The organism is Citricoccus sp. I39-566 (assembly GCF_031432995.1).
Classification (GTDB): domain Bacteria; phylum Actinomycetota; class Actinomycetes; order Actinomycetales; family Micrococcaceae; genus Citricoccus; species Citricoccus nitrophenolicus_A.
Map to the genome: position 1 here is coordinate 1,378,719 of NZ_CP133842.1, position 21,283 is coordinate 1,400,001.

The window sequence follows — 21,283 nt, forward strand, 5'->3', positions numbered from 1 at the left end:
CCTAGCCTCCGGTGGTTCCGGGAATTCGATACCGGTTCGCTGCATGGGGTCGCCCAAAATGATGGGGGCGGTGCCGGTATGCACCCAGTGGGATGTGACAGCGAGCACCGAGGAGGTGTCGACCATCTGGGCCAGGTCGTACTGTGGGTTGAGCTCGAGGTCCTTCAGGTTGACATCCGCCGCACCGGTTCGAATCCGGCAGGGGGCTCCACTGCCGGGCCGGGACCGCGGCGTCAGGAACTGACCGCCGGACGGTCGCCGGGCGCATACTAGGACGTGGGGACGCCGACGCTGCCGAGGGCGGTGGACCGGACGTCTCCGACGACTTCCCCGGAGGAGAACCGTGCCCATCATCACCGTGCCCGCCGCCGCCGAACCGCGAGCCTTCGAACTGCCTCGGATCCTGGTCCTGCTTCTGGCCGCCGTGCTGGTACTGGGTGCCGGCCCGCTGGTGGGTCCGGCTGTTCCGGCACACGCGGCCACCCCCTCCTCCTTCCCGGACGTCCCGTCCAGCCACACCTTCCACGAGGCGGTCACGTGGATGATCCAGCAGGAGATCACCGAAGGCGAGTCCGACGGCACCTTCGGGGTGAATGACGACATCGCCCGTGCCGAGGCATCCGCCTTCCTGTTCCGCCTCGTCGATCCGGACGTCACTCCGCCAGAAGAGCAACCGTTCAAGGACATCCCCGACGATCCGGACTGGTACGCCTATACGCCGATCGCGTGGATGGCCACCGAGGGCATCATCAACGGCTACGACGACGAGACGTTCCGGCCGTACCGATCCATCACCCGCGGCGAGATGGCCAAGATCCTCTACGGCGTGGCGGAGGCCGACGCCCCGGCGCCGACCTCAGCGCCGTTCTCAGATGTCCCCGCGGATTCGTCCTATGCGCAGTACATCGCCTGGATGAAGTCCGAGAGCATCAGCCGGGGCTACGCGGACGACACGTTCCGGCCCGGACGGCCGATCTCCCGCGGGGAGGCCGCCCAGCTCATCTGGAAGGTGGCCGGGGAGATGGGCTATGACACCACGGTGTTCCCCGTGTCCTTCGCGGTGAGCGGCTCCGGCTGGGGGCATGGAGTGGGGATGAGCCAGTACGGGGCCCGGGCGATGGCCATCGGGGGAAGCACGTATGGCCAGATCCTGGACCACTACTACAGCCCCGCCGTGGTGCAGAACGGCCCCAACCGGGTCAATGAGAACATCCGCGTGCACCTCGTCTCCACGCAGAAGATCGCCGTGGACGGCTCGGGCCAGGTCCGGGTCATAGCCTCCGGCTCGACGCAGGCGCCCGCGACCGCCGGTGCCGTGACGTTCACGGCGGACGGCGATCAGGTGGTGGCGACGCTGCCGGACGGAACCACGAAGCGCAGCGGTTCGGTGGCCCTCGAGTGGACCGGAACGCGGTTCTGGAAGGGCGCCGCCTCCACCCTCACGGTTCCCGACGCCAACGGCACCAGCACGGACCTGGTCCTGCGCCACGGCCGCGTCCAGGTCACGCTGAACGACGACGGCCAGCTCAACGTGGTCAACGAGCTGCGCATGAATGACGAGTACCTCTACGGGGTGGACGAGATGCCCTCCTCCTGGGCGCCCGCCGCCCTGCAGGCGCAGACCGTGGCCGGCCGCTCCTATGCCCTGCGGAATATGGGCTCCCTGAAGTCCGCCTGCGACTGCCACGTCTATGACGACGTCCGTTCGCAGAAGTTCACCGGCTGGGCCAAGGAGAACGAAGGCAACGGCCTCGACGGGGCGAAGTGGAAGGCTGCCGTTAGCGCGACCTCGCAGCAGATCCTCACCCACAACGGCTCCGTGGCCGACGCCACCTACTTCTCATCCAGCGCCGGGCGAACCCGCGGCGCCCAGGAGCAGTGGGGCAACGCCGTGCCGTACCTGACGAGCAAGTCCGACCCCTACAGCGTGAGAACGAGGGAGGAACTCGGCGGGGCCGATCCCAACCCCAACAACTCCTGGACCCAGTCCGTGACCCAGGGCCAGATGGCCGGGGCCTTCGGCCTGCCCAACGTGGTCACGGTGACAGAGACCGCGCAGAACAAGAACTCCGGCTACACGGACTGGATCACCGCCACCGCCTCGGACGGCACCACCTCCCAGATCACCGGCAACCAGTTCCGGTCCCGGCTGGGCTTGAAGAGCTCCTTCATCGTCTCCGTGACGCCGCGTTAGGACGTGCTCCAGCCCGATCTGGGGCCATCCGGGCTGGCTAGTCTGGGGCCATGAGCCCGTTCCTGGACCCACTGGCCCCGTATATCCCGCTGTTCGGGGTGGACCACGTGCTGGCCCTGGGTACGGTGCTGGTGGCCCTGGCGTTGCTGCGGGTGTTCCGCCGCCAGGTGCGGGACCACGCCGTCGTGCTGCGCCGGGCGTTCCTGGCGCTGGCCCTGGCCCAGCAGCTGGCGCTGTACTGGTACCAGGCCGCGGTGGCCGGCTGGGACTGGGGCGACTCCGCGCCGCTGCACATCTCCCGCGTCACCACGCTGATCCTGGTGGCGTACCTGGTCACCGGGCGCCGGGCCGTGCTGGAGGTGGGGTTCTACTTCGGGCTCTACGCCTACGCCACGTTCCTCTACCCACAACGGATCCAGCCGATGGACCACCTCATGGGGTGGAGCTTCCTGGTCAGCCACGCCGTGACCATCCTGGTGCCCCTCTTCGCGGGGATCGCCTACGGGTGGCGTCCCACGGTCCGTGGACTCTGGCGGGCCTATGGCTGGTTCATCGCCTACTTCGGGGTGGTGCTGGCCGTCAACGCGCTGACGGACGGCAACTACTTCTACCTCAAGCACCGGCCGTTCCTGCGGGACCTGCCCGAGCCGCTGTACTGGCTGGCCGCCTGCGCCGCCACCCTGGCGCTGATGTGGATCGGCTACGCCGTCTCCCGCCGGTTCCCGGTGAGCCGGGATGCCGACTATGCCACCGAGACCGTCGCTACGGCGTCTCGGAGGCTGTCAGCCAGGACTTGAGGTCCCCGTGCTCCTCGGGGTGGTAGAGCGTGCTCTCGGCGGGGGAGTACACCGAGGGGACGCCGCGGAGGCCGAAGTCCGTGAAGTCGGACATGGCGGCCTCGATCCGCTCGGCGGCGCCGTCGCCGGTGATGCACTGCCCGATCTCCTCGGCGTGACCGGCGCCGCCGGCCATCTGCCCGGCCCGGGCCACGAGGGCCTCGTCAGCAGGCTGGGTGGTGGCCTGCTCGAAGAGCCAGGACTGGAAGCCGTGAAGCGTGCCGGCGGCGGCCTCCCCGTCCCCGAGGGAGTCCTCGAGGCAGTAGTAGGCCGTGGCGGCGCGCGTGGACCAGGACTCGGGATCACCCCGGCCCAGGAAGTCCACGATCCGGTAGTCGACCTCCGCCTCGCCGCCGGACACCAGTCCATGCACCATCCCGCCGTACTGCTCGTGGAAGGCGGCGCAGTGGGGGCAGGCGAAGTCCTCGAAGATCTGGACCTCGCGGGCGGTCGAGGGATCGGGGTCCCCCTCGGACCCGGCGCTGCGGATCGCGTCCGCGCAGCCGGTCAGCGTCAGGGCCGCTACGGCGGCCACGGCCAGGGAGGCTCCCAGTCGGGACAGGATGGTGCGCATGCCCACCATCCTAGGCGTCCGGTGAGATCGCCCCGATTTTCCTGTTGGCCGAGGGTTCTGCTAGGCTTTCATAGCTGTTGGGGCCTGCGTCGGCAGGGGTCCCCGGCACTGCTGGATCTTTAGCTCAGTTGGTTAGAGCGTTCGCTTCACACGCGAGAGGTCGCTGGTTCGAGTCCAGTAAGATCCACCACTCCATGACCTGAGGGGCCCACTCTGGGCCTTTCAGTCGTTAACGCACCAGTACAGTATTCGAGGGGCACCGTGCCGTGCCCTGATCTGCGTTGAAGGGAGCTGCGGTGGAGGAGAACACCGACACCCGGTCAGGACCTCGCCACGCCCAGGAGCCCCCGGTCGAGCTGGCAGAGATCCCCATCATCAGACCGTCCCGCAAGGTCGCAGAACCTGAGAGCGCGGAGTCCGGGGTGGAAGGCTCCGTCCACGCCGCGACCTCGGCCATCGACTTCCCGCTGGGACCGGCGGCCGGCGTGGCCGACCCGGTCCGCACGGAGTCCGGGACCACCGTGCTGGGCGGGCCGGACGCCTCGGGTGGGGACGCCGCCGTCGTGCCCCAGACCGAGGACCCGGCGGACGACGCGCCGCTGACCGATACGCCGTTGACGGAGCCGCCGGCCTCGGACCCCGTGCCGCAGTCCGTGCTGTCCCCGTCCGGCCCGGTCACGGGGGAGACCCCGGCCACGGCGCCGGTGGGCACCGTGGGCGTACCGGCCGCGCCGAAGAAGGCCGCGAAGGGGCGCCTGCGCTTCTCGGGCGGCTCCGCGTTCAAGCGGATGATGTACTCCGAGCCGATGCCCACCCAGGCGCTCTCGATCGTCAACCGGATCGCGGACAGCCCGTACGCCAACCCGTATCTGCGGACCACCCGCAACGCGGACGCCGACGCCCGGACCACCCTGGACTTCGCGCTGAAGCTGGGAGAGACCATGTTCCGGTTCGGGGCCGGTGCCCTCGAGGTGGAGACCTCGATCATCGTGGTGACGCAGGCGTTCGGCGTGCACGAGACCGAGGTGGACATCACCAACCAGTCGATCGCCCTGAATTACGCCCCCAGCGGCAAGACCCCGTACTCGCTGCACCGCGTGGTGCGCTCCTGGTCCCAGAACTACGCCGGACTGGCGCTGCTGCACCGGCTGGTGGCCGCGGTGGCCGCCGGGGAGATGACTCGCGATGAGGCCCAGCAGACCCTGGCGGACATCCGCCACAAGCCCAAGCCCTTCCCGGGCTGGCTGACCACCGTGGCCGCCGGGTTGTTCTCCGCCACCTTCGTGGTGTTCATCGGCGGTGGCGTGGTGGGGGCCGGGGTGGCCTTCCTGTCCATGATGTTGATGATGACCGTGGTGGATTTGATGGGGCGGGCGCGGATCCCCGAGTTCTTCTCGATCATGGCCGGCGGGTTCATCGCCACCGTCCTCGCCCTGGTGCTGTACACCCTGGACGTCCCCCTGGCGCCCTCCCTCGTGGTGGCCGGCGGGATCATGCTGCTGCTGCCCTCGGGGCGTTTCGTCTCCGCCGTGCAGGACGCCATCAACGGGTTCCCGGTCACGGCGGCCGGGCGTTTCGTCTCCGCCTTCCTGGTGTTCGCCGCGCTGATCGCCGGGATCGTGGCCGCCGTCGTGTTCTCCGCGATGCTGGGGGTGCGGGAGCTGGACCTGGCGGAGGAGCCCTCGGCCAACTACCCCGTGTGGATGCTGGGGCTGCTGGTGTTCGCCGCCGCCATCTGGGACTCCGTCTTCGAACAGTCCGAGTGGCGGCTGCTGCTGCCCACGGCCGTGGTGTCCCTCATCGGCTACGGGGTGTACGTGGCCGCGCAGTTCGTGGGCACCGGCTCACGGCTGTCCCCGGCCATCGCCGCCGTGGCGATCGGCGCCCTCGGCCGCTATGTGGCGCTGCGGATGGGCGCCCCGCAGCTGGTGGTCGCGGTGCCGGCCATCCTCTTCCTGTTGCCCGGTCTGACGATCTTCCGCTCCATGTACAAGATCGCCATGGACTCCGGGATGATGATGGAGGGCATCATCGGCCTGTTCAATGCGGCCGCCACCATCATGGCCATCGCGGCCGGCGTGGTGCTGGGCGACACGATCGCCCGGCCGTTCACCACGGCCTTCCAGGCCAACGAGCGCCGCCGGATCGGCCGCCGCTAGACCCGCCAGTCGACCGGGGCCGACCCGGCCTGCCGCAGCAGCTCGTTGGCGCGGCTGAAGGGCCGGGAGCCGAAGAACCCCCGGTACGCGGACAGCGGCGAGGGGTGCGGCGACTCGATCAGTCCCACCCGGTCCCCGCCGTGGGCCCGGAGCATCGGGGCCAGCTGCCGGGCGTCGGCGCCCCAGAGGATCGCCACCAGCGGGGCGTCCCGGGAGGCCAGCGCCGCCACCGCGGCCTCGGTGATCGCCTCCCAGCCGAGGTTCCGGTGGCTGCCCGCCTGCCCCGCGGCCACGGTCAGCACCCGGTTGAGCAGCAGCACGCCCTGCCCCGCCCACGCCGAGAGGTCCCCGTGGGGCGCCGGCGGGAGACCCAGGTCCGACTCCAGCTCCCGGTAGATGTTCGCCAGGGAGCGCGGCAGCGGGGTGACGTGACGGTCCACGGCGAAGCTCATCCCGATCGGATGGCCCGGCGTGGGATACGGGTCCTGCCCCAGGATGAGTACCCGCACGTCGTCGAAGGGCTGGCGGAAGGCCCGCAGGATGTGCTCCGGCGCCGGCAGCACCTGCTCGCCGCCCGCGCGTCGGGCCGTGATGGACTGCCCGACGCCGGCCAGGGCCTCGCGCTGCGAGGCCAGGGCGCGCTCCCAGCCGGGATCCAGGGGGGCGATCAGCTCGGTGTCCACGGCGGCAGACTACCGGCCCGGATCCGGCGGGGGCGAATGACACTCGTGTAGTTTCGGCCGGTAGACTGTGCAGGACGTCATCGCGTTGGAAGGACCACCCCATGTCAGCAGTGCACGCCGCCGAGCCAGGCGGATCGACGACCCCGTCCGAGGGCTCGGCCGGGCTGTCCGAGCGCGACCGGGACATCCTCGACTTCGAGAATCAGTGGTGGAAGTACGGCGGGGCCAAGGACCAGGCCATCCGGGACCGGTTCGCGCTCTCCGCGACCACCTACTACCAGGTGCTCAACGGCCTGCTGGACCGCGAGGAGGCGCTCGCGCACCAGCCCATGCTGGTCAAGAGACTGCGTAGACTACGGACCACCCGCCACCGTGCGCGCAGCGCCCGGCGGCAGGAGGCCTGAGCGCCGCCCCCTGGCGGGGACGAGTCCATGCCCAGCCCGTGACCATGCAGAGAACACGCCGAGAACCTGGTGATGGTGGCCGATGACCCAGTATCCGCACGACCGCTTCGACGATGTGCCCGCCTACAGCGGCCGCAAGGGGACCCACCGCGCGGACCCCGCCCTGGCGGCCGGGCCCTCGGGCCTCGTGGGCATCTCCGTGGCGGCGGCCCTGGCCCTCGTGGTCGGGGCGTTCTGCTTCCTGGTCCTGCCGTCCCTGCTGCCCTCCGGTGCCTCCGATGCCGGTTCATCGGCCAGCGCCCCCGCCGCGTCCTCTGACAGCTCCTCCATCAGCCCCGAACCGAGCGACCCGGAGACCTCGGAGCCCGTCGCGAGCGAGACGGAGGCGCCCGAGTCCCCGGAATCCGGCGCGACGGAGTCGGAGACCGCCGCCGAGTCACCGGAGCCCAGCGCGACGGAGCCGGAGACCGCCGCCGCGGACACGGGTGACTCCTCCGCTCCCGTGGAGGTCTACAACGCCTCCTCGATCGGCGGGCTGGCCGGACGGGTCTCCGGAGGACTGTCCGCCAGCGGCTTCACCGTGGTGGGATCCGGTAACTGGCAGGGATTTCCGGTGCCGTCCTCGGCGGTGTACTACTCCCAGAACGAGACCACCGCGCAGGCCGTGGCCGCCGAGCTGGGACTCCCGCTGGTCCAGGACGCCCGCGTCCCGGGCGTCGCGGTGGTGCTGAACGCGGACTACTCCGGCTGAGCCGCTGGTTCGGCCCCTCGCTGAACGGGCGTCCGGGGACGGAATCCGTTTGCACTCGGGGGGTGCGAGTGCTAAATATGGACTTAGCACTCCGAGGTTGTGACTGCCAAGCCCGCAGGCATGCGGGTGGTCACGGTCCCCGGAGCAGACCTGAACGTGGTGAGGCCCTTTGCCGGGCCGTCCGTCGCGGGCACTGCACAGGTCAGTTGATCACTGCCAAGCAACGCCAAGGTCCAGAAAGGACAGTGCACACATGGCCAAGACCATTGCATTCGACGAAGAGGCACGCCGCGGCCTGGAGCGGGGCCTGAACACCCTCGCCGACGCCGTGAAGGTCACCCTCGGCCCCCGCGGCCGCAACGTGGTGCTGGAGAAGAAGTGGGGCGCCCCCACCATCACCAACGACGGTGTCTCCATCGCCAAGGAGATCGAGCTCGAGGATCCGTACGAGAAGATCGGCGCCGAGCTCGTCAAGGAGGTCGCCAAGAAGACCGACGACGTCGCCGGAGACGGCACCACCACCGCCACCGTGTTGGCCCAGGCCCTCGTGAAGGAAGGCCTGCGCAACGTGGCCGCCGGTGCGGATCCGCTGTCCCTGAAGCGCGGCATCGAGAAGGCCGTCGCCGCCGTCATCGAGGAGCTCGTGGCCTCGGCCAAGCCGATCGAGACCAAGGAGCAGATCGCGGCCACCGCGTCCATCTCCGCCGCCGACTCCCAGATCGGCTCCCTCATCGCCGAGGCCCTGGACAAGGTCGGCAAGGAGGGTGTCGTCACCGTCGAGGAGTCCCAGACCTTCGGCCTGGAGCTCGAGCTGACCGAGGGTATGCGCTTCGACAAGGGCTACCTCTCCGGCTACTTCGTCACCGACGCCGAGCGCCAGGAGACGGTGCTGGAGGATCCCTACATCCTCATCGTCAACTCCAAGATCTCCACCGTGAAGGACATGGTCGCCCTTCTCGAGAAGATCATGCAGTCCGGCAAGTCCCTGCTGATCATCGCCGAGGACGTCGAGGGCGAGGCCCTGGCCACCCTCGTGGTCAACAAGCTCAAGGGCACCTTCAAGTCCGTGGCCGTCAAGGCCCCCGGCTTCGGTGACCGCCGCAAGGCCATGCTGGCTGACATCGCCATCCTCACCGGTGGCCAGGTCATCTCCGAGGAGGTCGGCCTGACCCTGGAGAACGCCGGCATCGAGACCCTGGGCACCGCCCGCAAGGTCGTCATCACCAAGGACGAGACCACCATCGTCGAGGGTGCCGGCGACGCCGAGCAGATCGCCGGTCGGGTTTCCCAGATCCGCGCCGAGATGGAGAACACCGACTCGGACTACGACCGCGAGAAGCTGCAGGAGCGCTTGGCCAAGCTGGCCGGCGGCGTGGCCGTCATCAAGGCCGGTGCCGCCACCGAGGTGGAGCTCAAGGAGCGCAAGCACCGCATCGAGGACGCCGTGCGCAACGCCAAGGCGGCCGTGGAGGAGGGCATCGTCGCCGGCGGCGGCGTGGCCCTGACCCAGGCCGGTGCCAAGGCCTTCGGCAAGCTCTCCCTCGAGGGCGACGAGGCCACCGGTGCCAACATCGTCAAGGTGGCCATCGAGGCGCCGATGAAGCAGATCGCCTTCAACGCCGGCCTGGAGCCGGGCGTCGTGGCCGCCAAGGTCCGCTCCCTGCCCGACGGCCAGGGCCTCAACGCCGCCACCGGCGACTACGAGGACCTGCTGGCCGCCGGCGTCAACGACCCGGTCAAGGTGACCCGCTCTGCCCTGCAGAACGCCGCCTCGATCGCCGGCCTGTTCCTCACCACCGAGGCCGTCGTGGCCGACAAGCCCGAGCCGGCTCCGGCCATGCCGGGTGGCGACGACATGGGCGGCATGGGTGGCATGGGCGGCATGATGTGATCCACCCGATCACCTGAGCGCCCAGCTCTGACAGAAGGCCCGGTCCCCTCGCGGGGGCCGGGCCTTCCGTGCTCCACCCCTCCCGCGCGTTTTGAGGGCAATCCCCACCGGTGGGGATTGCCCTCAAAACGCGCGGGAGGTCAGGGGTCAGCGGGTCCAGTGGTGGGACGCCGAGTGGAGCTCGGTGGAGAGGTTCCGTCGGGCCGCGCGCTCCCAGAGTCGGGCCCCGGTGGCGGTCCGGTACAGCGGGCGGGTCTCCAGCAGGGACCGCACGACGGCGGCCCGGCCGGCCGCGAAGTCGGCGTCCGGCACGTGCGCGAAGTCGTCCCGGACGGCGGCCAGGTAGCGGGCGTAGTCGCCCCGGCCGCGGCCGAGGACCTCGAGGTCGGCGTCGGAGAGGACGGCGGCGGCGCGGTCCTCCGGGTCCGGGGCGTGCGTGACGGTCATCCGCACCAGCCGGGCCGTCTCGGCGATCTCCGCGTCCGGCAGGCCGAGGTCGCCCAGGGTGCGCTCGGCCAGGATGGCGGAGTCCTCCTCGTCCTGGCCCGCCGGCCGCGCCGGGTCCCCGCGGTAGACGGCGTCGTGGAACCAGGCCGCCAGCTTCACGCTGCGCGTCCACCGCCCGCAGTCCTCGCCGTGCCGCACGAGCAGGTCGATGCCTTTGAGGACGGCCAGCAGGTGGGATCGGTCGTGGTAGTGGCGGTGCGGCTCGGACCACCGCGTCAGCAGGTCTGCCACCACGGGCTCCCGCTCGAGCGGGGAGGTACCGGGGAACAGCCGGTTGAAGCGTTGGGTGAGGATCTTGTCCAGCTTGCCGGGACGCTGGGCGGCGGGGATGCGCAGCCCCGAGGCCACCAGGCGGCGGACCAGCTCGGCCCCGCTGACCTCCTCGGCGCCGAGGGCCACAAGCTCGCGGTAGCGCTCCACCGGGACGTCGTAGTGGTCCCCGTCGAAGGCGCGGGGCGAGATGCCTGCGGCCTCCGCGAAGCCGTGCAGCTCCTCGAGGGAGCAATCCGAGACCAAGTGGGAGAACACGGTGCCGTGGGCCGGCCACCGCGCCGGATCGATCAGGACCGTCATGCTGCCAGACTAGCTACCCCGTCTCATCTACAGGTCGATGGATGACCTGGATCCGGTGATCTTCTCCCGATCCGCGTCATCCATCGACCTGCAGTTAGAGGGCTCAGCCTCGGAACATGGAGGCGTTGGCGGTCTCGGCCTCCAGGTACTGCTGGGCCGCGTGGGTCATGGCGCCGCGGATGGACACCAGCGACTCCTCCACGCGGGCCTGGGTGGTGCGCCACTCCGTGAGGACGGTCTGGAAGTTGTTCGCGGCCTGGCCGCGCCACGTGTCCTGCAGCTGGCGGAGGTTGGCCTCCATGGCGTTCACCTCCGTCTGCAGTCGGCCGATGGAGGACTCCACGGCCTGGCTCTTGGCCATGAGGTCTTCGGTGTCGATGTGGACGAGTGCCATGATCTCTCCTGAGGGGCGTGGGTGCGCCGGTGGTCCCCGGCACCTCCCACGCTAGGCAGGTCGCCCGGGCCCCACCGGTCGCAGTTACCCCTCTGGGGAGGACGCGCCGGCGGTCGGCGGCTGTGGAGGACGCGGCGGGATGGCGATGGGCCCGGTCGAGGTGTCCTCGGCCGCGTCGTCGTCCCCCGCCTCATCCTCGGCCGCCTGCTCCACCCATGGCAGCCGGACGGACATGGTGGCCCCGCCCCCCGGCGTCTGCTCCAGCCGCACGATGCCGCCGTGCTGGGCCACGATGGCGGCCACGATGGCCAGCCCCAGTCCGGTCCCGCCGGTCTCGCGCTGGCGGGAGGAGTCGGCCCGGTAGAAGCGCTCGAAGACGCGATTGGCGTCCTCCTCGTCGATGCCCGGCCCGTGGTCCCGGATCTCGATGACCGAGTCCCGGGAGCCGTGGACCTGCCGGCCGTCGGCGTGGACGGAGCCGGGCAGCACGTCCACGGTGCCGACGGCGACCTCCAGCGGCGTGCCCTCCGGCGTGTACCGCAGGGCGTTGGTCACCAGGTTCGCGACGACCTGGCGGAGCTTGCCCTCGTCCCCGACCGTGGGAGCGGAACCGGGCCGGCCGCCGTCGAGCCCCTCGAGCCGGACCTCGCGGTCCGCGGCGTTCACGCGGGCATCCAGCACGGCGTCGTTCGCCAGCAGCATCAGGTCTACGGGCCGGTGCTCCAGGGGCCGCTGTTCGTCCAGCCGGGCGAGGGTGAGCAGGTCCTCCACGAGCTGGCCCATACGCTTGGCCTCACCCTCGATCCGGCCCATGGCGGCGCCGACATCGTCCGGGTCGGAGATCCCGCCGTGGCGGTAGAGCTCGGAGAATCCGCGGATGGTGACCAGCGGGGTGCGCAGCTCATGGGAGGCGTCCTGGATGAACCGGCGCATCTTCTCCTCGGACTGCTCCTTGGACCGGAAGGCGATCTCGATGTGTGCCAGCATGGCGTTCAGGGAGCGGGAGAGCCGCCCGACCTCGGTGTCTGGCGCGCCCATCTCCACGCGCCGGGACAGGTCCCCGGCGGCGATCTGCGCCGCGGTGCGCTCCACCCGCAGCAGCGGTTTGAAGGCCCGGGTGGTCACGCCGTAGGCGATCACAGAGGCGCCGGCCGTGGCCAGCAGGCCGATGGTGGCCACGAGGGACGTCACCCGGTCCACCGAGTCGTGCACGGGTTCCAGGGGCAGGGCGATCGCCAGGGAGCCCTCGCCGGACTCGAGCCGGTACATCCGCACCCGCCAGCCGCGGGAGTCCGCGGTGGTCCCCTGGACCTCGAAGGCGTCGTTGTCGCGCTCCAGGACCTCCTCGGCGTCCAGGGCCGGGATCACCGGCCGGTCCTCGTTGGCCCCGGCGAAGGAGGAGTTGGTGGTGGTGGTGCCCTCGTTGTCCTGCAGCTCGCCGTAGAAGCGCAGGATGGACTGCGGCGAGGAGAAGAAGTCGATGTTGGTGCCGAGGCTCGTCAGGTACCGGGAGACGTTGTTCCGGTTGACGTGGAGGTCCTCGTCGATCTGCCGCACCAGCTCCTGCCGGAAGAGCGAGGCGGTCAGGGCGGCGGTGACGATCACGGCCAGGAGCATCAGCCCGGTGGTCATCACCACCAGCTGCGTCCGCAGGGACGAGGTCTTCCACAACCGCGCCAGCTCGCTGAAGGGTCGGAAGCGCCCGTGGTGGTTCACGGCGGCAGTCATGCGGCCGGGAACAGAGCGGGGGACAAGGTCAGGGACAAGACCGGGTCAGCGCTTGTCCGCCGACCGCAGCAGGTACCCCACCCCGCGCTTGGTCTGGATCATGTCCGGCAGGTCCGGGCGGTCGATCTTGCGGCGCAGGTAGGAGATGTAGGACTCCACGATCGAGGCGTCCCCGTTGAAGTCGTACTCCCAGACGTGATCCAGGATCTGCGACTTGGAGAGCACCCGGTTGGGGTTCATCATCAGGTAGCGCAGCAGCTTGAACTCGGTGGGGGAGAGCTCCACCACCTCGCCGGCACGGCGGACCTCGTGGGCGTCGTCATCCAGCTCGAGGTCGTCCACGCGCAGGATGGCCTCGTCCCCCTCGGCGGGGGCGGTGCGGCGCAGCACGGCGCGGATGCGGGCCACCACCTCGTCCAGGGAGAACGGCTTGGTGACGTAGTCGTCCCCGCCCACGGTCAGGCCGGTGACCTTGTCATCCGTGTCATCCCGGGCCGTGAGGAACAGCACGGGGAAGTGGCGGCCTGCGGCGCGCAACTTGCGGGTCACCGTGAAGCCGTCCATGTCCGGGAGCATGACGTCCAGCACGGCGAGGTCCGGTTGCTCCTTCTCGACGGCCGCCAGCGCATCGCGGCCGTTGGCGGCCGCCACCACCTCGAAACCGGCGAACCGCAGGGAGGTGGAGAGCAGCTCGCGGATGTTCGGCTCATCGTCGACGACCAGCAGCTTGGCTTCGGGTTCCTTAGACTTCATGGTCTCCATCGTCCACCCGTCCGCTGGGCGTTTCCTGTACGTCAACTGGACGGGCTGGCCAGGTCCCCGGCGTCCATGATCGTGTAGGCGTACCCCTGCTCGGCCAGGAACCGCTGGCGCCGTTGCGCGTACTCCTGGTCCAGGGTGTCCCGGGACACCACGGTGTAGAAGTGCGCCGACTTCCCGTCCTCCTTGGGCCGCAGCAGCCGGCCCAGCCGCTGGGCCTCCTCCTGCCGGGACCCGTAGGAGCCGGAGACCTGGACGGCCACGGAGGCCTCCGGCAGGTCGATCGAAAAGTTCGCCACCTTGGACACCACGAGCACCTCGATCTGCCCGGCCCGGAACTCGTCGAAGAGTCGCTGCCGCTCGACCACGGACGTGGACCCGGTCAGCACGGGGGCGCCCAACAGCTCACCGAGCTCGGCCAGCTGGTCCAGGTACTGCCCGATCACCAGCACCTGCTCGCCCGGATGGCGGGCCACGAGCGAGCGGACCACGTCCAGCTTCACCTCGGAGGAGGAGCACAGCCGGTACTTGTCCGCGTCCTCGGCCATCGCGTAGGCCACCCGCTCGTCCCGCGGCAGCTCCACCCTGACCTCCACGCACTCGGCGGGGGCGATGTAGCCCTGGGCCTCGATGTCCTTCCAGGGGGCGTCGTACCGCTTGGGCCCGATCAGGGAGAACACCTCGGACTCCCGCCCGTCCTCCCGCACGAGGGTGGCGGTCAGCCCGAGCCGGCGCCTGGCCTGCAGGTCTGCCGTCATCCGGAAGATGGGGGCCGGCAGCAGGTGCACCTCGTCATAGATGATCAGCCCCCAGTCGTGCCCGTTGACCAGCTCCAGGTGCGGGTAGATCCCGCCGCGCTTGAGGGTCAGCACCTGGTAGGTGGCGATCGTCACCGGTCGCACCTCCTTGACCGAGCCCGAGTACTCGCCGATCTCCGCCTCCGTCAACGTGGTGCGCTTCAGCAGCTCCGCCTTCCACTGCCGCGCGGAGACCGTGTTGGTCACCAGGATCAGGGTGGTGGCGTTCGCCGTGGCCATCGCCCCGGCGCCCACCAGGGTCTTGCCCGCCCCGCACGGCAGGACCACGACGCCGGAGCCGCCGGCCCAGAAGTTCTCCACCGCCATGCGCTGGTAGGGGCGCAGCTGCCAGGCAGTCTCCGGGCCGCCGTCGGGCGCCTCCCCGGTCGGCGGCACCTCGGTGAGGCCGACGGGGTAGGGGGTGCCGTCCACGTAGCCGGCGGCGTCCTCGGCGGGCCAGCCGAGCTTGAGCAGGGCCTGCTTGAGCTGGCCGCGGCTGGCCGCGTGCACCACCACGGTCTGCCCGTCGATGCGAGGGCCGAACATCTCCGCGGTCTTCTTGGCGTGCAGGACCTCCTCCAGCACGGGGTAGTCGTCCGTGCGCATCACCAGCCCGTGCACCGGATCGTTCTCCAGGCGCAGCCGGCCGTACCGGGACATCGTGTCATCGATGCCCATCAGCAGCGCGTGCGGCACGGGGTAGCGCGAGTAGGTCAGCAGCACGTCCAGCACCCGCTCGGCGTCCACGCCGGCGGCCCGCGCGTTCCACAGCCCGAGGTTCGTGATCCGGTAGGTGTGCACGTGTTCGGGGGCGCGCTCCAGCTCGGCGAAGGAGGCCAGGGCGTGCCGGGCCTCGGTGGCCTGCGGGTGGTCCACCTCCAGCAACACGGTCTGATCCGACTGGACGATCAACGGGCCATCGGGCACTGCGGACTCCTTTGCTGGGGGCTCACCTCACGGTACTGGCACGGCGTCGGCCGAGACCACCCGGTGCAGCGGCACCACCGTCTCGGCGTCCTGATCCGGGACCAGGCAGCGCACGCGGCCGCCGGCCACCGCCAGCGGCACCACGCGCCGCGACTGGCGCCGGCCCCGCTGGTCCACCGTGACCAGGTCCACCCGAGCCCGCCGGGCGGCGGCCTGGCGCAGCACGGCCACGGCCTCCTCGGTGCCCGGCCCGGTGGGGGCCGGCGTCGGCGCGGAGCGCAGCCGGGCGATCTGTGCGGCGAGCTCCTCCTCGGAGGGGCTCCAGCGCACGGCCCGGACGGGCTCGGGGAAGGCGCCGGCCTCGGTCCCGGCCACCGCGCGGCGGGCGCGCTGCCGTCCCTCGGCCGGCGGGCCGTCCTCGTCCTCGGCCCGGTGCAGGGCGGCCCGGTGCCCGGCGGCGGCGAGCAGCCGATGCAGCTCCCGGGGCCCGACGCCGGCCACCACCACGGTGGGCGCGAGCCGTTCCAGCTGGGCCCCGGACATCTCCGGGTCCGCGACGATCGCATCCAGCAGGCCGGGGTCCTCGGAGCGCAGCCAGGCCCCCGCCGGTCCGGCGGCGAGCAGGCCGTGCCGCCGGGCGACGTCCCGGATCAGGTACCGCAACGACTGCGGGACCTCGTCGTCCGAGTGCCCGGCCAGGAACGCCTCGAGCTCCGCGGCCGTGGACCCGGCGTCCAGGGCACGGTGAACGGAGGCATCGGAGAAGCGGTACACGCGGGCCGCGCCGTCCCCCTCCGCCTCGGCCATGCCCGCGAGCCGCCGGTCCACCTCCGGGTCCAGGTAGCCCGGCGCCACGGCGGTCAGGTCCCCCTGCAGCCGCACCGTGGTCACGGCCGGGGGAAGGGCCTGCCCGACGGCGGCCGCGGCCTGGTCGAGGTGCCCTGCGGCCACGAGGGCGCCGGCCTCGGTCAGGGCGCCGGCGCCGGTCAGGCCCAGCCGCTCGGCCTCCGCCAGCAGGGCCGGGGTGAAGCCGGCGGTCCGGGCGGACTGCCGGGGGGCCCGCCAGCGCTGCCGCTCGGCGACGGCGGGGTCCAGCGGGGAGCCCGGGTGATCGGCGGAGACGTCGCGGGCGGTCTCCAGCAGGGCGGCCCGCAACCGGGGGGCGTCCGGACGATTGCGGTCCGGGGCCAGGGCACGGGCGGCGCCGCCCGTGGACTCGGCGGGCGGGGGCCCGAGCATCGGGGCGCGGCCGCTGGAGAGCCAGCCGGCGGTCAGCGCGGCCCATTGCACGTGGCGGTCGCTGCGGCGCCAGTCCCGGACCGCGGCGGTGTCCGGCCGCCACGTGGAGGTGTCCGGGTCCAGCACGCTCAGCCCGGCGGCGGCCACCAGCTCCAGCAGCCAGGCCGTGTCCTCGGGGGAGGAGCCGGTGGCCTCGGCGAGCCGTTTCAGCTCCCGCACGCCGACCCCGCCGGACCGCAGGGTGGGCAGTCCCGGTGTCACCGCGTCGAGGAGGGTGGCGCAGGCGCGCAGCAGGTCCCCGATGGCGGCCAGCGCAGCGTTGCGGGACAGCGCGCCGGGCACGGGGCGCCCCGTGGCCGGGGGCGGGCGGCGATCCAGGGGGCGGCCGGAGGTGCCGTCGCGCCACGCGAGCCCCGCCTCGAGCGGGTGCTCGCCGAGGCGGTCACGGCGGACGAGGAGCCCGGTGCGGAGCAGGAGATCGTGGACCGGCCCCGGCGGCTCCGGCAGGCGGGCCACGGGGGAGGACTGCAGGGCCTCGAGCGCGGCGGCGGCGCGGGTCAGCAGGTCCTCCTGCTGATCTTCCGTCCCTGCCTCCACGTTCTCCCGGGACGCCCGGCGCAGCAGCTTGAGGGTACCGGCGCGGTCCCGGGGGAGATCTGCCAGGTCGCCCGTGCCGGCCCCCGCACCGTCCGCGAGGACCGCTGCGGGGCGGCCGAAGGCCAGCGGGTGGGGCCCCAGGGCGGTGGCCACGGGTGCGGGCAGCTGCCAGTCGGGGCCGTGCCCCACCACGAGGGCGGCTTCGGCGAGGTCCTCGAGCAGGTCCTGGACGGTGTCCACGGCGGCGTCCTGGAAGAAGGCGGCGAGCCGGACTGCGGAACCGGCCGGGCCGGCGTCGTGCGTCCCGGGGACCAGGGACAGCACGGCGAGGGCCTCCAGCACGTCCAGGTGGGCCCGGTTCAGGCCGTCGAGGGCGCGCAGCACGGACATCTGCGTGCTGGCGCGGGCGGCCAGGGCGGCAAAGTCGGGGACGGGCGGGTGGCACAGGTCCGGCCTCAGCGCGAACAGCCGCTCGAGCCGGTCGTCCGGCCACCCCGCCAGGTGGTCCGTCAGGGTGGCGGCCCTCATCGGACGCCGGATCAGGCGCGGCGCCTCAGCACGGCCTTGGCCACCACGTAGGCGAGCATCAGGGCGAAACCGAGGGGAAGTCCGTAGAGGCCGAACCAGTAGAAGACCGGCCAGGCCGTGACGGAGAGGAAGTAGGAGACCAGCAACAGGACCATGGCCGCGAAGGACACCACGGTCAGGGCTGCACCGGCCACCAGCAGGGTCCGCAACCAGAGTGAGGTCTCGGGGCTGTGCGGGGCGGGGGCGGCGAGGGGACGGGCAGACATGACCTCCAGTCTACTCCCGGGGTCCACGGGGTATCCTTGGGGGGTTACAGACTTTCCCTTCCGCCCGGACCGCGACGTCCGAGGACAGGACCACCCCGCGGGGGCGGCACCGCAGCGAGGGCCCGGCAGCCGGGACGACCGAGACGGTCATCGGCCACTGAACGGGCACGCCGGGGGCCGGAGGGGCCACCGAAGAAAGAGAAGGACATCGCCAATGCCCACCGGCAAAGTAAAGTTCTACGACTCGACCAAGGGGTTCGGCTTCATCCACACGGATGAGGGCCACGAGGTCCACCTGCCCTCCTCGGCCCTGCCCGCGGGCGTCACCGAGGTCCGCGCCGGCACCCGCCTGGAGTTCGGGGTGGCCGAGGGCCGCCGCGGCCCGCAGGCGCTGAGCGCCCGCATCCTGGATGACGGCCCCTCCGTGGTCCGCGCGACCCGCCGCAAGCCGCAGGACATGGCCGTGGTGGTGGAGGACCTCATCAAGTGGATGGACGTGGCCTCCAACAGCCTGCGCAAGGGCAAGTACCCGCAGAAGGCCCAGGCCCAGAAGATCGCCATGGCCCTACGCAAGGTGGCCGACGAACTTGAAGCCTGAGACCGAGACCGAGGCCGAGGTCCAGTCCGCGGACCGGGCCCTCCGGATCCCGCCGAAGCCCACGCGCCCGCCCCGCAAGCGGACCCCGAAGCTGGACGAGGTGCTGGCCGCCGCCGTGGACGAGGCCCGGGACGCCCTGCAGGGTCTGGCCGGGGCGGATCAGGTCGGCGACCATGTGGGCGCCGTGGCGGACGACGACCGCCTGGTCACCCACCGCTTCGCCGCCTCCCTGCCCGGGTACGGCGGCTGGGAGTGGTTCGCCACCGTGGCGCGCGCCCCGCGCAGCAAGGTGGTCACCGTGTGCGAGACCGGGCTACTGCCCGGCACGGACGCGATCCTGGCCCCCGACTGGCTGCCGTGGTCCGAGCGCGTGAGCCAGGAGGAGAAGATCCGCCTGGACGCCATCGCCGCCGGCGAGGACCCGGAGGCGGCCGTCGCCCGCGCCCGCGGCGAGGCAGAGGAGGACGCCCCGGACGAGGCGGACGACGAGGCCGCGGCCGAGCCGCAGGACTGACGGTCCGGACCCCACCCTCACTTCACCCCCACTTCACGACGACGGCCGCGCACCCAGGTGCGCGGCCGTCGTCGTCCTCCGGTGGTTTTCAGGGCACGAATCACTGGTGATTCGTGCCCTGAAGACGATCAGGCGAGGTGCTGGACCACGTGGTCGATGCAGGCCAGCAGCGCCGTCACGTCGTCCGGATCGATCGCCGCGAAGGTGGCGATGCGCAGCTGGTTGCGGCCGAGCTTGCGGTACGGTTCCACGTCCACCACGCCGTTGGCCCGCAGGACCTTCGCCACGGCGGCGGCATCCACGGACTCGTCGAAGTCAATGGTGGTGATGACCGCCGAGCGGTCCTCGGGCCGGGTGACGAACGGGGTGGCGAAGGACGAGCCGGCGGCCCAGGAGTACACGCGGTTCGACGAGTCGGCGGTGCGGGCGGTGGCGAACTCCAGGCCACCGTTGGAGTTCATCCACTGCACCTGGCGGTCCAGCATCACCAGGGTGGCCAGGGCCGGGGTGTTGTAGGTCTGGTTCTTCACCGAGTTGTCCACGGCGGTCTTCAGATCCAGGAAGTCGGGGATCCAGCGGCCGGAGGACTTGACCTCCTCCACCCGGGCCAGCGCGGCGGGGGAGAACAGCGCCAGCCACAGGCCGCCGTCGGAGGCGAAGTTCTTCTGCGGGGCGAAGTAGTAGGCGTCCGTCTGGGACACGTCCACCGGCAGCCCGCCGGCCGCGGAGGTGGCGTCCACCAGCACGAGGGCGTCCTCAGCGGCACCGGGCACCCGCTGCACCGGGGCGGCGACCCCGGTGGAGGTCTCGTTCTGCGGCCAGGCGTACACGTCCACGCCGTCCTCGGCGGCCGGCTCGGGGCGGGTGCCCGGCTCGGAGGTGAGGATGGAGGAGGCCTCGAGGAAGGGGGCGTTGTCCGTGGACTTGGCGAACTTCGAGCCGAACTCGCCGAAGGACAGGTGCTGCGCCCGGGATCGGACCAGGCCGAAGCTGGCCGCGTCCCAGAACGCGGTGGAGCCGCCGACCCCCAGGATGACCTCGTAGCCCTCCGGGGCGGAGAACAGCTGGGCCAGGCCCTCGCGGACGCTGCCGACCAGGTTCTTGACCGGTGCCTGGCGATGGGAGGTCCCCAGCAGCCGCGGACCGGCGTCGACGAGGGCCTGCACCTGCTCGGCGCGCACCTTGGACGGTCCGGCGCCGAACCGTCCGTCCCGGGGCAGCAGGTTCTGGGGGATGGTCACCTCGGGGGTGCTCATGGGATCTCCTGACGTGGTGGGTTCTCGGCCGGGCCGCAAAGGGCCATTGTCCCGCACCGTGCCCGGTCCGGACGCCACGTGTCGTCTGCCCTCGGGGCGCGCGACTAAGATGGATGATGGACTTCCCGTATCTCTGCCGATCCCTGGCCGGACGGTTGCGGCGGAGACGGAGAATCGTTGGGGACCTGGAGAGGAACATCAGCCGTGACGGACCTGATCGACACCACCGAGATGTACTTGCGGACCATCCTCGAGCTCGAGGAGGAGGGGATCGTGCCCCTGCGCGCCCGCATCGCCGAGCGCCTCGACCACTCCGGCCCGACCGTCTCCCAGACCGTGGCCCGCATGGAGCGGGACGGGCTGGTGCACGTGCGCAACGACCGCCACCTGGAACTGACCGCGGATGGCCGCGAGAAGGCCGTGAGCGTGATGCGCAAGCACCGCCTGGCCGAGCGGCTGCTGGCCGACGTCATCGGGCTGGACTGGGCCTATGTCCATGAAGAGGCCTGCCGGTGGGAGCACGTCATGAGCGAGCAGGTCGAGCTGCGGCTGCTGGACCTGCTGCACCATCCGGCCGAGTCGCCCTACGGCAACCCGATCCCGGGCCTGGGCGACCTCCGCCCGCCCGTGCCGGGCACGGGCTCGGCCTTCGACCGGGGCGAGCGGCTCTCCGTGGTGTCCGGCCAGCCGGGCCGCTACACGGTGGTCCGCCTGACCGAGGCCATCCAGACCGACCCGGACCTACTGAGCGAGCTGGCCCTGGCCGGGGTCCGCCCCGGCCAGTCCATCGAGATTGCCGCGAGTGATGGATACGTCACCGTCCGCGCCGCTGAGCCGTTCGCCTTCGCCGAGGCCGGCGTGGCGCTGGAGGTCAACGCGGAGACCGCGTCCCACATCATCGTGGAGCGCTAGCCGTACCCTGGGGAATCCGCCCAGCATCACGGTGGGACCCCCGGTTCGTCACCGGGACGTGACCGCGGAAAACCCCGGAATGGCGCGGATCTTGGGCCCAGGAGACACGTTATCCACCGGGTCCGTGACCTCAGCGTGACATTTATAAACTTTTGATATACCTTGGATCTCGGCGCTTCGGACAGTCCAGTTCCGA

At 71.3% G+C, this 21,283-nt stretch carries 19 protein-coding genes and 1 tRNA gene; 10 read left to right on the plus strand and 10 right to left on the minus strand.

Annotated features, from left to right (window positions below; all coding sequences use genetic code 11):
• Positions 1 to 343 precede the first annotated feature (343 nt).
• The gene (locus tag RE421_RS06410) at positions 344 to 2,194 is read left to right on the plus strand and encodes a SpoIID/LytB domain-containing protein (protein ID WP_309816081.1); all 1,851 of its coding nucleotides are present in this window, start codon (positions 344 to 346) and stop codon (positions 2,192 to 2,194) included.
• A 50-nt stretch (positions 2,195 to 2,244) separates the two neighbouring features.
• Positions 2,245 to 2,991 (plus strand): TIGR02206 family membrane protein, encoded by a 747-nt coding sequence (locus RE421_RS06415; RefSeq protein WP_309816085.1) that lies wholly within the window; start codon positions 2,245 to 2,247, stop codon positions 2,989 to 2,991.
• On the opposite strand, the gene RE421_RS06420 is transcribed toward RE421_RS06415, so the two are convergent.
• Positions 2,957 to 3,604: a thioredoxin domain-containing protein gene (locus RE421_RS06420; protein WP_309816092.1), complete on the minus strand. Its 648-nt coding sequence runs from the start codon at positions 3,602 to 3,604 to the stop codon at positions 2,957 to 2,959. The two genes, RE421_RS06415 and RE421_RS06420, sit on opposite strands and share 35 nt — an antisense overlap.
• Positions 3,605 to 3,717: 113 nt before the next feature.
• Between RE421_RS06420 and RE421_RS06425 the strand changes: the two genes are divergently transcribed.
• Positions 3,718 to 3,794 (plus strand) — tRNA-Val (locus RE421_RS06425).
• A gap of 106 nt (positions 3,795 to 3,900) precedes the next feature.
• The gene (locus RE421_RS06430; RefSeq protein ID WP_309816095.1) at positions 3,901 to 5,763 is read left to right on the plus strand and encodes a threonine/serine exporter family protein; all 1,863 of its coding nucleotides are present in this window, start codon (positions 3,901 to 3,903) and stop codon (positions 5,761 to 5,763) included.
• Here the strand turns inward: RE421_RS06430 and RE421_RS06435 are convergent.
• Positions 5,760 to 6,446, minus strand: coding sequence for a uracil-DNA glycosylase (locus tag RE421_RS06435; RefSeq protein WP_309816099.1), 687 nt, complete (start codon positions 6,444 to 6,446; stop codon positions 5,760 to 5,762). The two genes, RE421_RS06430 and RE421_RS06435, sit on opposite strands and share 4 nt — an antisense overlap.
• 101 nt (positions 6,447 to 6,547) lie before the next feature.
• On the opposite strand from RE421_RS06435, the gene RE421_RS06440 reads away from it, so the two are divergent.
• The 3 genes from RE421_RS06440 to groL all read left to right on the plus strand — a co-directional run bounded on the left by RE421_RS06440 (position 6,548) and on the right by groL (position 9,492).
• Positions 6,548 to 6,850, plus strand: a complete 303-nt coding sequence (locus RE421_RS06440; RefSeq protein ID WP_309816101.1) for a DUF3263 domain-containing protein — start codon at positions 6,548 to 6,550, stop codon at positions 6,848 to 6,850.
• Positions 6,851 to 6,932: 82 nt separating this feature from the next.
• Complete coding sequence (locus tag RE421_RS06445; protein ID WP_309816104.1) at positions 6,933 to 7,601, plus strand: LytR C-terminal domain-containing protein; 669 nt, start codon at positions 6,933 to 6,935, stop codon at positions 7,599 to 7,601.
• A gap of 253 nt (positions 7,602 to 7,854) precedes the next feature.
• Positions 7,855 to 9,492 (plus strand): chaperonin GroEL, encoded by a 1,638-nt coding sequence (groL, locus tag RE421_RS06450; RefSeq protein WP_309816107.1) that lies wholly within the window; start codon positions 7,855 to 7,857, stop codon positions 9,490 to 9,492.
• A gap of 147 nt (positions 9,493 to 9,639) precedes the next feature.
• On the opposite strand, the gene RE421_RS06455 is transcribed toward groL, so the two are convergent.
• The 7 genes from RE421_RS06455 to RE421_RS06485 all read right to left on the minus strand — a co-directional run bounded on the left by RE421_RS06455 (position 9,640) and on the right by RE421_RS06485 (position 17,807).
• A complete protein-coding gene (locus RE421_RS06455; protein ID WP_309816110.1) occupies positions 9,640 to 10,572 on the minus strand; it encodes a DUF4031 domain-containing protein in 933 nt (310 codons plus the stop codon).
• A gap of 103 nt (positions 10,573 to 10,675) precedes the next feature.
• Complete coding sequence (locus RE421_RS06460) at positions 10,676 to 10,966, minus strand: WXG100 family type VII secretion target (protein WP_309816113.1); 291 nt, start codon at positions 10,964 to 10,966, stop codon at positions 10,676 to 10,678.
• 84 nt (positions 10,967 to 11,050) lie between these two features.
• Positions 11,051 to 12,694: a HAMP domain-containing sensor histidine kinase gene (locus RE421_RS06465; RefSeq protein WP_309816116.1), complete on the minus strand. Its 1,644-nt coding sequence runs from the start codon at positions 12,692 to 12,694 to the stop codon at positions 11,051 to 11,053.
• Between the two features lie 45 nt (positions 12,695 to 12,739).
• Positions 12,740 to 13,447, minus strand: a complete 708-nt coding sequence (locus RE421_RS06470) for a response regulator transcription factor (RefSeq protein WP_309816118.1) — start codon at positions 13,445 to 13,447, stop codon at positions 12,740 to 12,742.
• Positions 13,448 to 13,488: 41 nt separating this feature from the next.
• A complete protein-coding gene (locus RE421_RS06475; protein ID WP_309816121.1) occupies positions 13,489 to 15,177 on the minus strand; it encodes a DNA repair helicase XPB in 1,689 nt (562 codons plus the stop codon).
• Between the two features lie 27 nt (positions 15,178 to 15,204).
• Complete coding sequence (locus tag RE421_RS06480; RefSeq protein ID WP_309816125.1) at positions 15,205 to 17,541, minus strand: helicase-associated domain-containing protein; 2,337 nt, start codon at positions 17,539 to 17,541, stop codon at positions 15,205 to 15,207.
• 11 nt (positions 17,542 to 17,552) lie between these two features.
• The gene (locus RE421_RS06485) at positions 17,553 to 17,807 is read right to left on the minus strand and encodes a hypothetical protein (RefSeq protein WP_309816128.1); all 255 of its coding nucleotides are present in this window, start codon (positions 17,805 to 17,807) and stop codon (positions 17,553 to 17,555) included.
• A gap of 214 nt (positions 17,808 to 18,021) precedes the next feature.
• On the opposite strand from RE421_RS06485, the gene RE421_RS06490 reads away from it, so the two are divergent.
• Positions 18,022 to 18,405: a cold shock domain-containing protein gene (locus tag RE421_RS06490; RefSeq protein ID WP_309816131.1), complete on the plus strand. Its 384-nt coding sequence runs from the start codon at positions 18,022 to 18,024 to the stop codon at positions 18,403 to 18,405.
• Entirely contained in the window at positions 18,395 to 18,919 is a 525-nt protein-coding gene (locus RE421_RS06495) for a DUF3027 domain-containing protein (protein WP_309816135.1), read from the plus strand. Before RE421_RS06490 ends, RE421_RS06495 begins: the two co-directional genes overlap by 11 nt.
• Before the next feature lie 128 nt (positions 18,920 to 19,047).
• On the opposite strand, the gene serC is transcribed toward RE421_RS06495, so the two are convergent.
• On the minus strand, positions 19,048 to 20,175 hold the full coding sequence (serC, locus tag RE421_RS06500) for a phosphoserine transaminase (protein ID WP_309816138.1): 1,128 nt from the start codon (positions 20,173 to 20,175) through the stop codon (positions 19,048 to 19,050).
• Between the two features lie 204 nt (positions 20,176 to 20,379).
• Between serC and RE421_RS06505 the strand changes: the two genes are divergently transcribed.
• The gene (locus RE421_RS06505) at positions 20,380 to 21,087 is read left to right on the plus strand and encodes an iron dependent repressor, metal binding and dimerization domain protein (RefSeq protein ID WP_309816141.1); all 708 of its coding nucleotides are present in this window, start codon (positions 20,380 to 20,382) and stop codon (positions 21,085 to 21,087) included.
• The last annotated feature ends 196 nt before the right edge of the window (positions 21,088 to 21,283 follow it).

Coding starts and splice junctions, on each gene's coding strand:
- RE421_RS06415 (WP_309816085.1), top strand. CDS start 2,245: ATGAGCCCGTTCCTGGACCCACTGGCCCCGTATATCCCGCTGTTCGGG.
- RE421_RS06420 (WP_309816092.1), bottom strand. CDS start 3,604: ATGCGCACCATCCTGTCCCGACTGGGAGCCTCCCTGGCCGTGGCCGCC.
- RE421_RS06440 (WP_309816101.1), top strand. CDS start 6,548: ATGTCAGCAGTGCACGCCGCCGAGCCAGGCGGATCGACGACCCCGTCC.
- RE421_RS06445 (WP_309816104.1), top strand. CDS start 6,933: ATGACCCAGTATCCGCACGACCGCTTCGACGATGTGCCCGCCTACAGC.
- groL (WP_309816107.1), top strand. CDS start 7,855: ATGGCCAAGACCATTGCATTCGACGAAGAGGCACGCCGCGGCCTGGAG.
- RE421_RS06455 (WP_309816110.1), bottom strand. CDS start 10,572: ATGACGGTCCTGATCGATCCGGCGCGGTGGCCGGCCCACGGCACCGTG.
- RE421_RS06460 (WP_309816113.1), bottom strand. CDS start 10,966: ATGGCACTCGTCCACATCGACACCGAAGACCTCATGGCCAAGAGCCAG.
- RE421_RS06465 (WP_309816116.1), bottom strand. CDS start 12,694: ATGACTGCCGCCGTGAACCACCACGGGCGCTTCCGACCCTTCAGCGAG.
- RE421_RS06470 (WP_309816118.1), bottom strand. CDS start 13,447: ATGAAGTCTAAGGAACCCGAAGCCAAGCTGCTGGTCGTCGACGATGAG.
- RE421_RS06480 (WP_309816125.1), bottom strand. CDS start 17,541: ATGAGGGCCGCCACCCTGACGGACCACCTGGCGGGGTGGCCGGACGAC.
- RE421_RS06485 (WP_309816128.1), bottom strand. CDS start 17,807: ATGTCTGCCCGTCCCCTCGCCGCCCCCGCCCCGCACAGCCCCGAGACC.
- RE421_RS06490 (WP_309816131.1), top strand. CDS start 18,022: ATGCCCACCGGCAAAGTAAAGTTCTACGACTCGACCAAGGGGTTCGGC.
- serC (WP_309816138.1), bottom strand. CDS start 20,175: ATGAGCACCCCCGAGGTGACCATCCCCCAGAACCTGCTGCCCCGGGAC.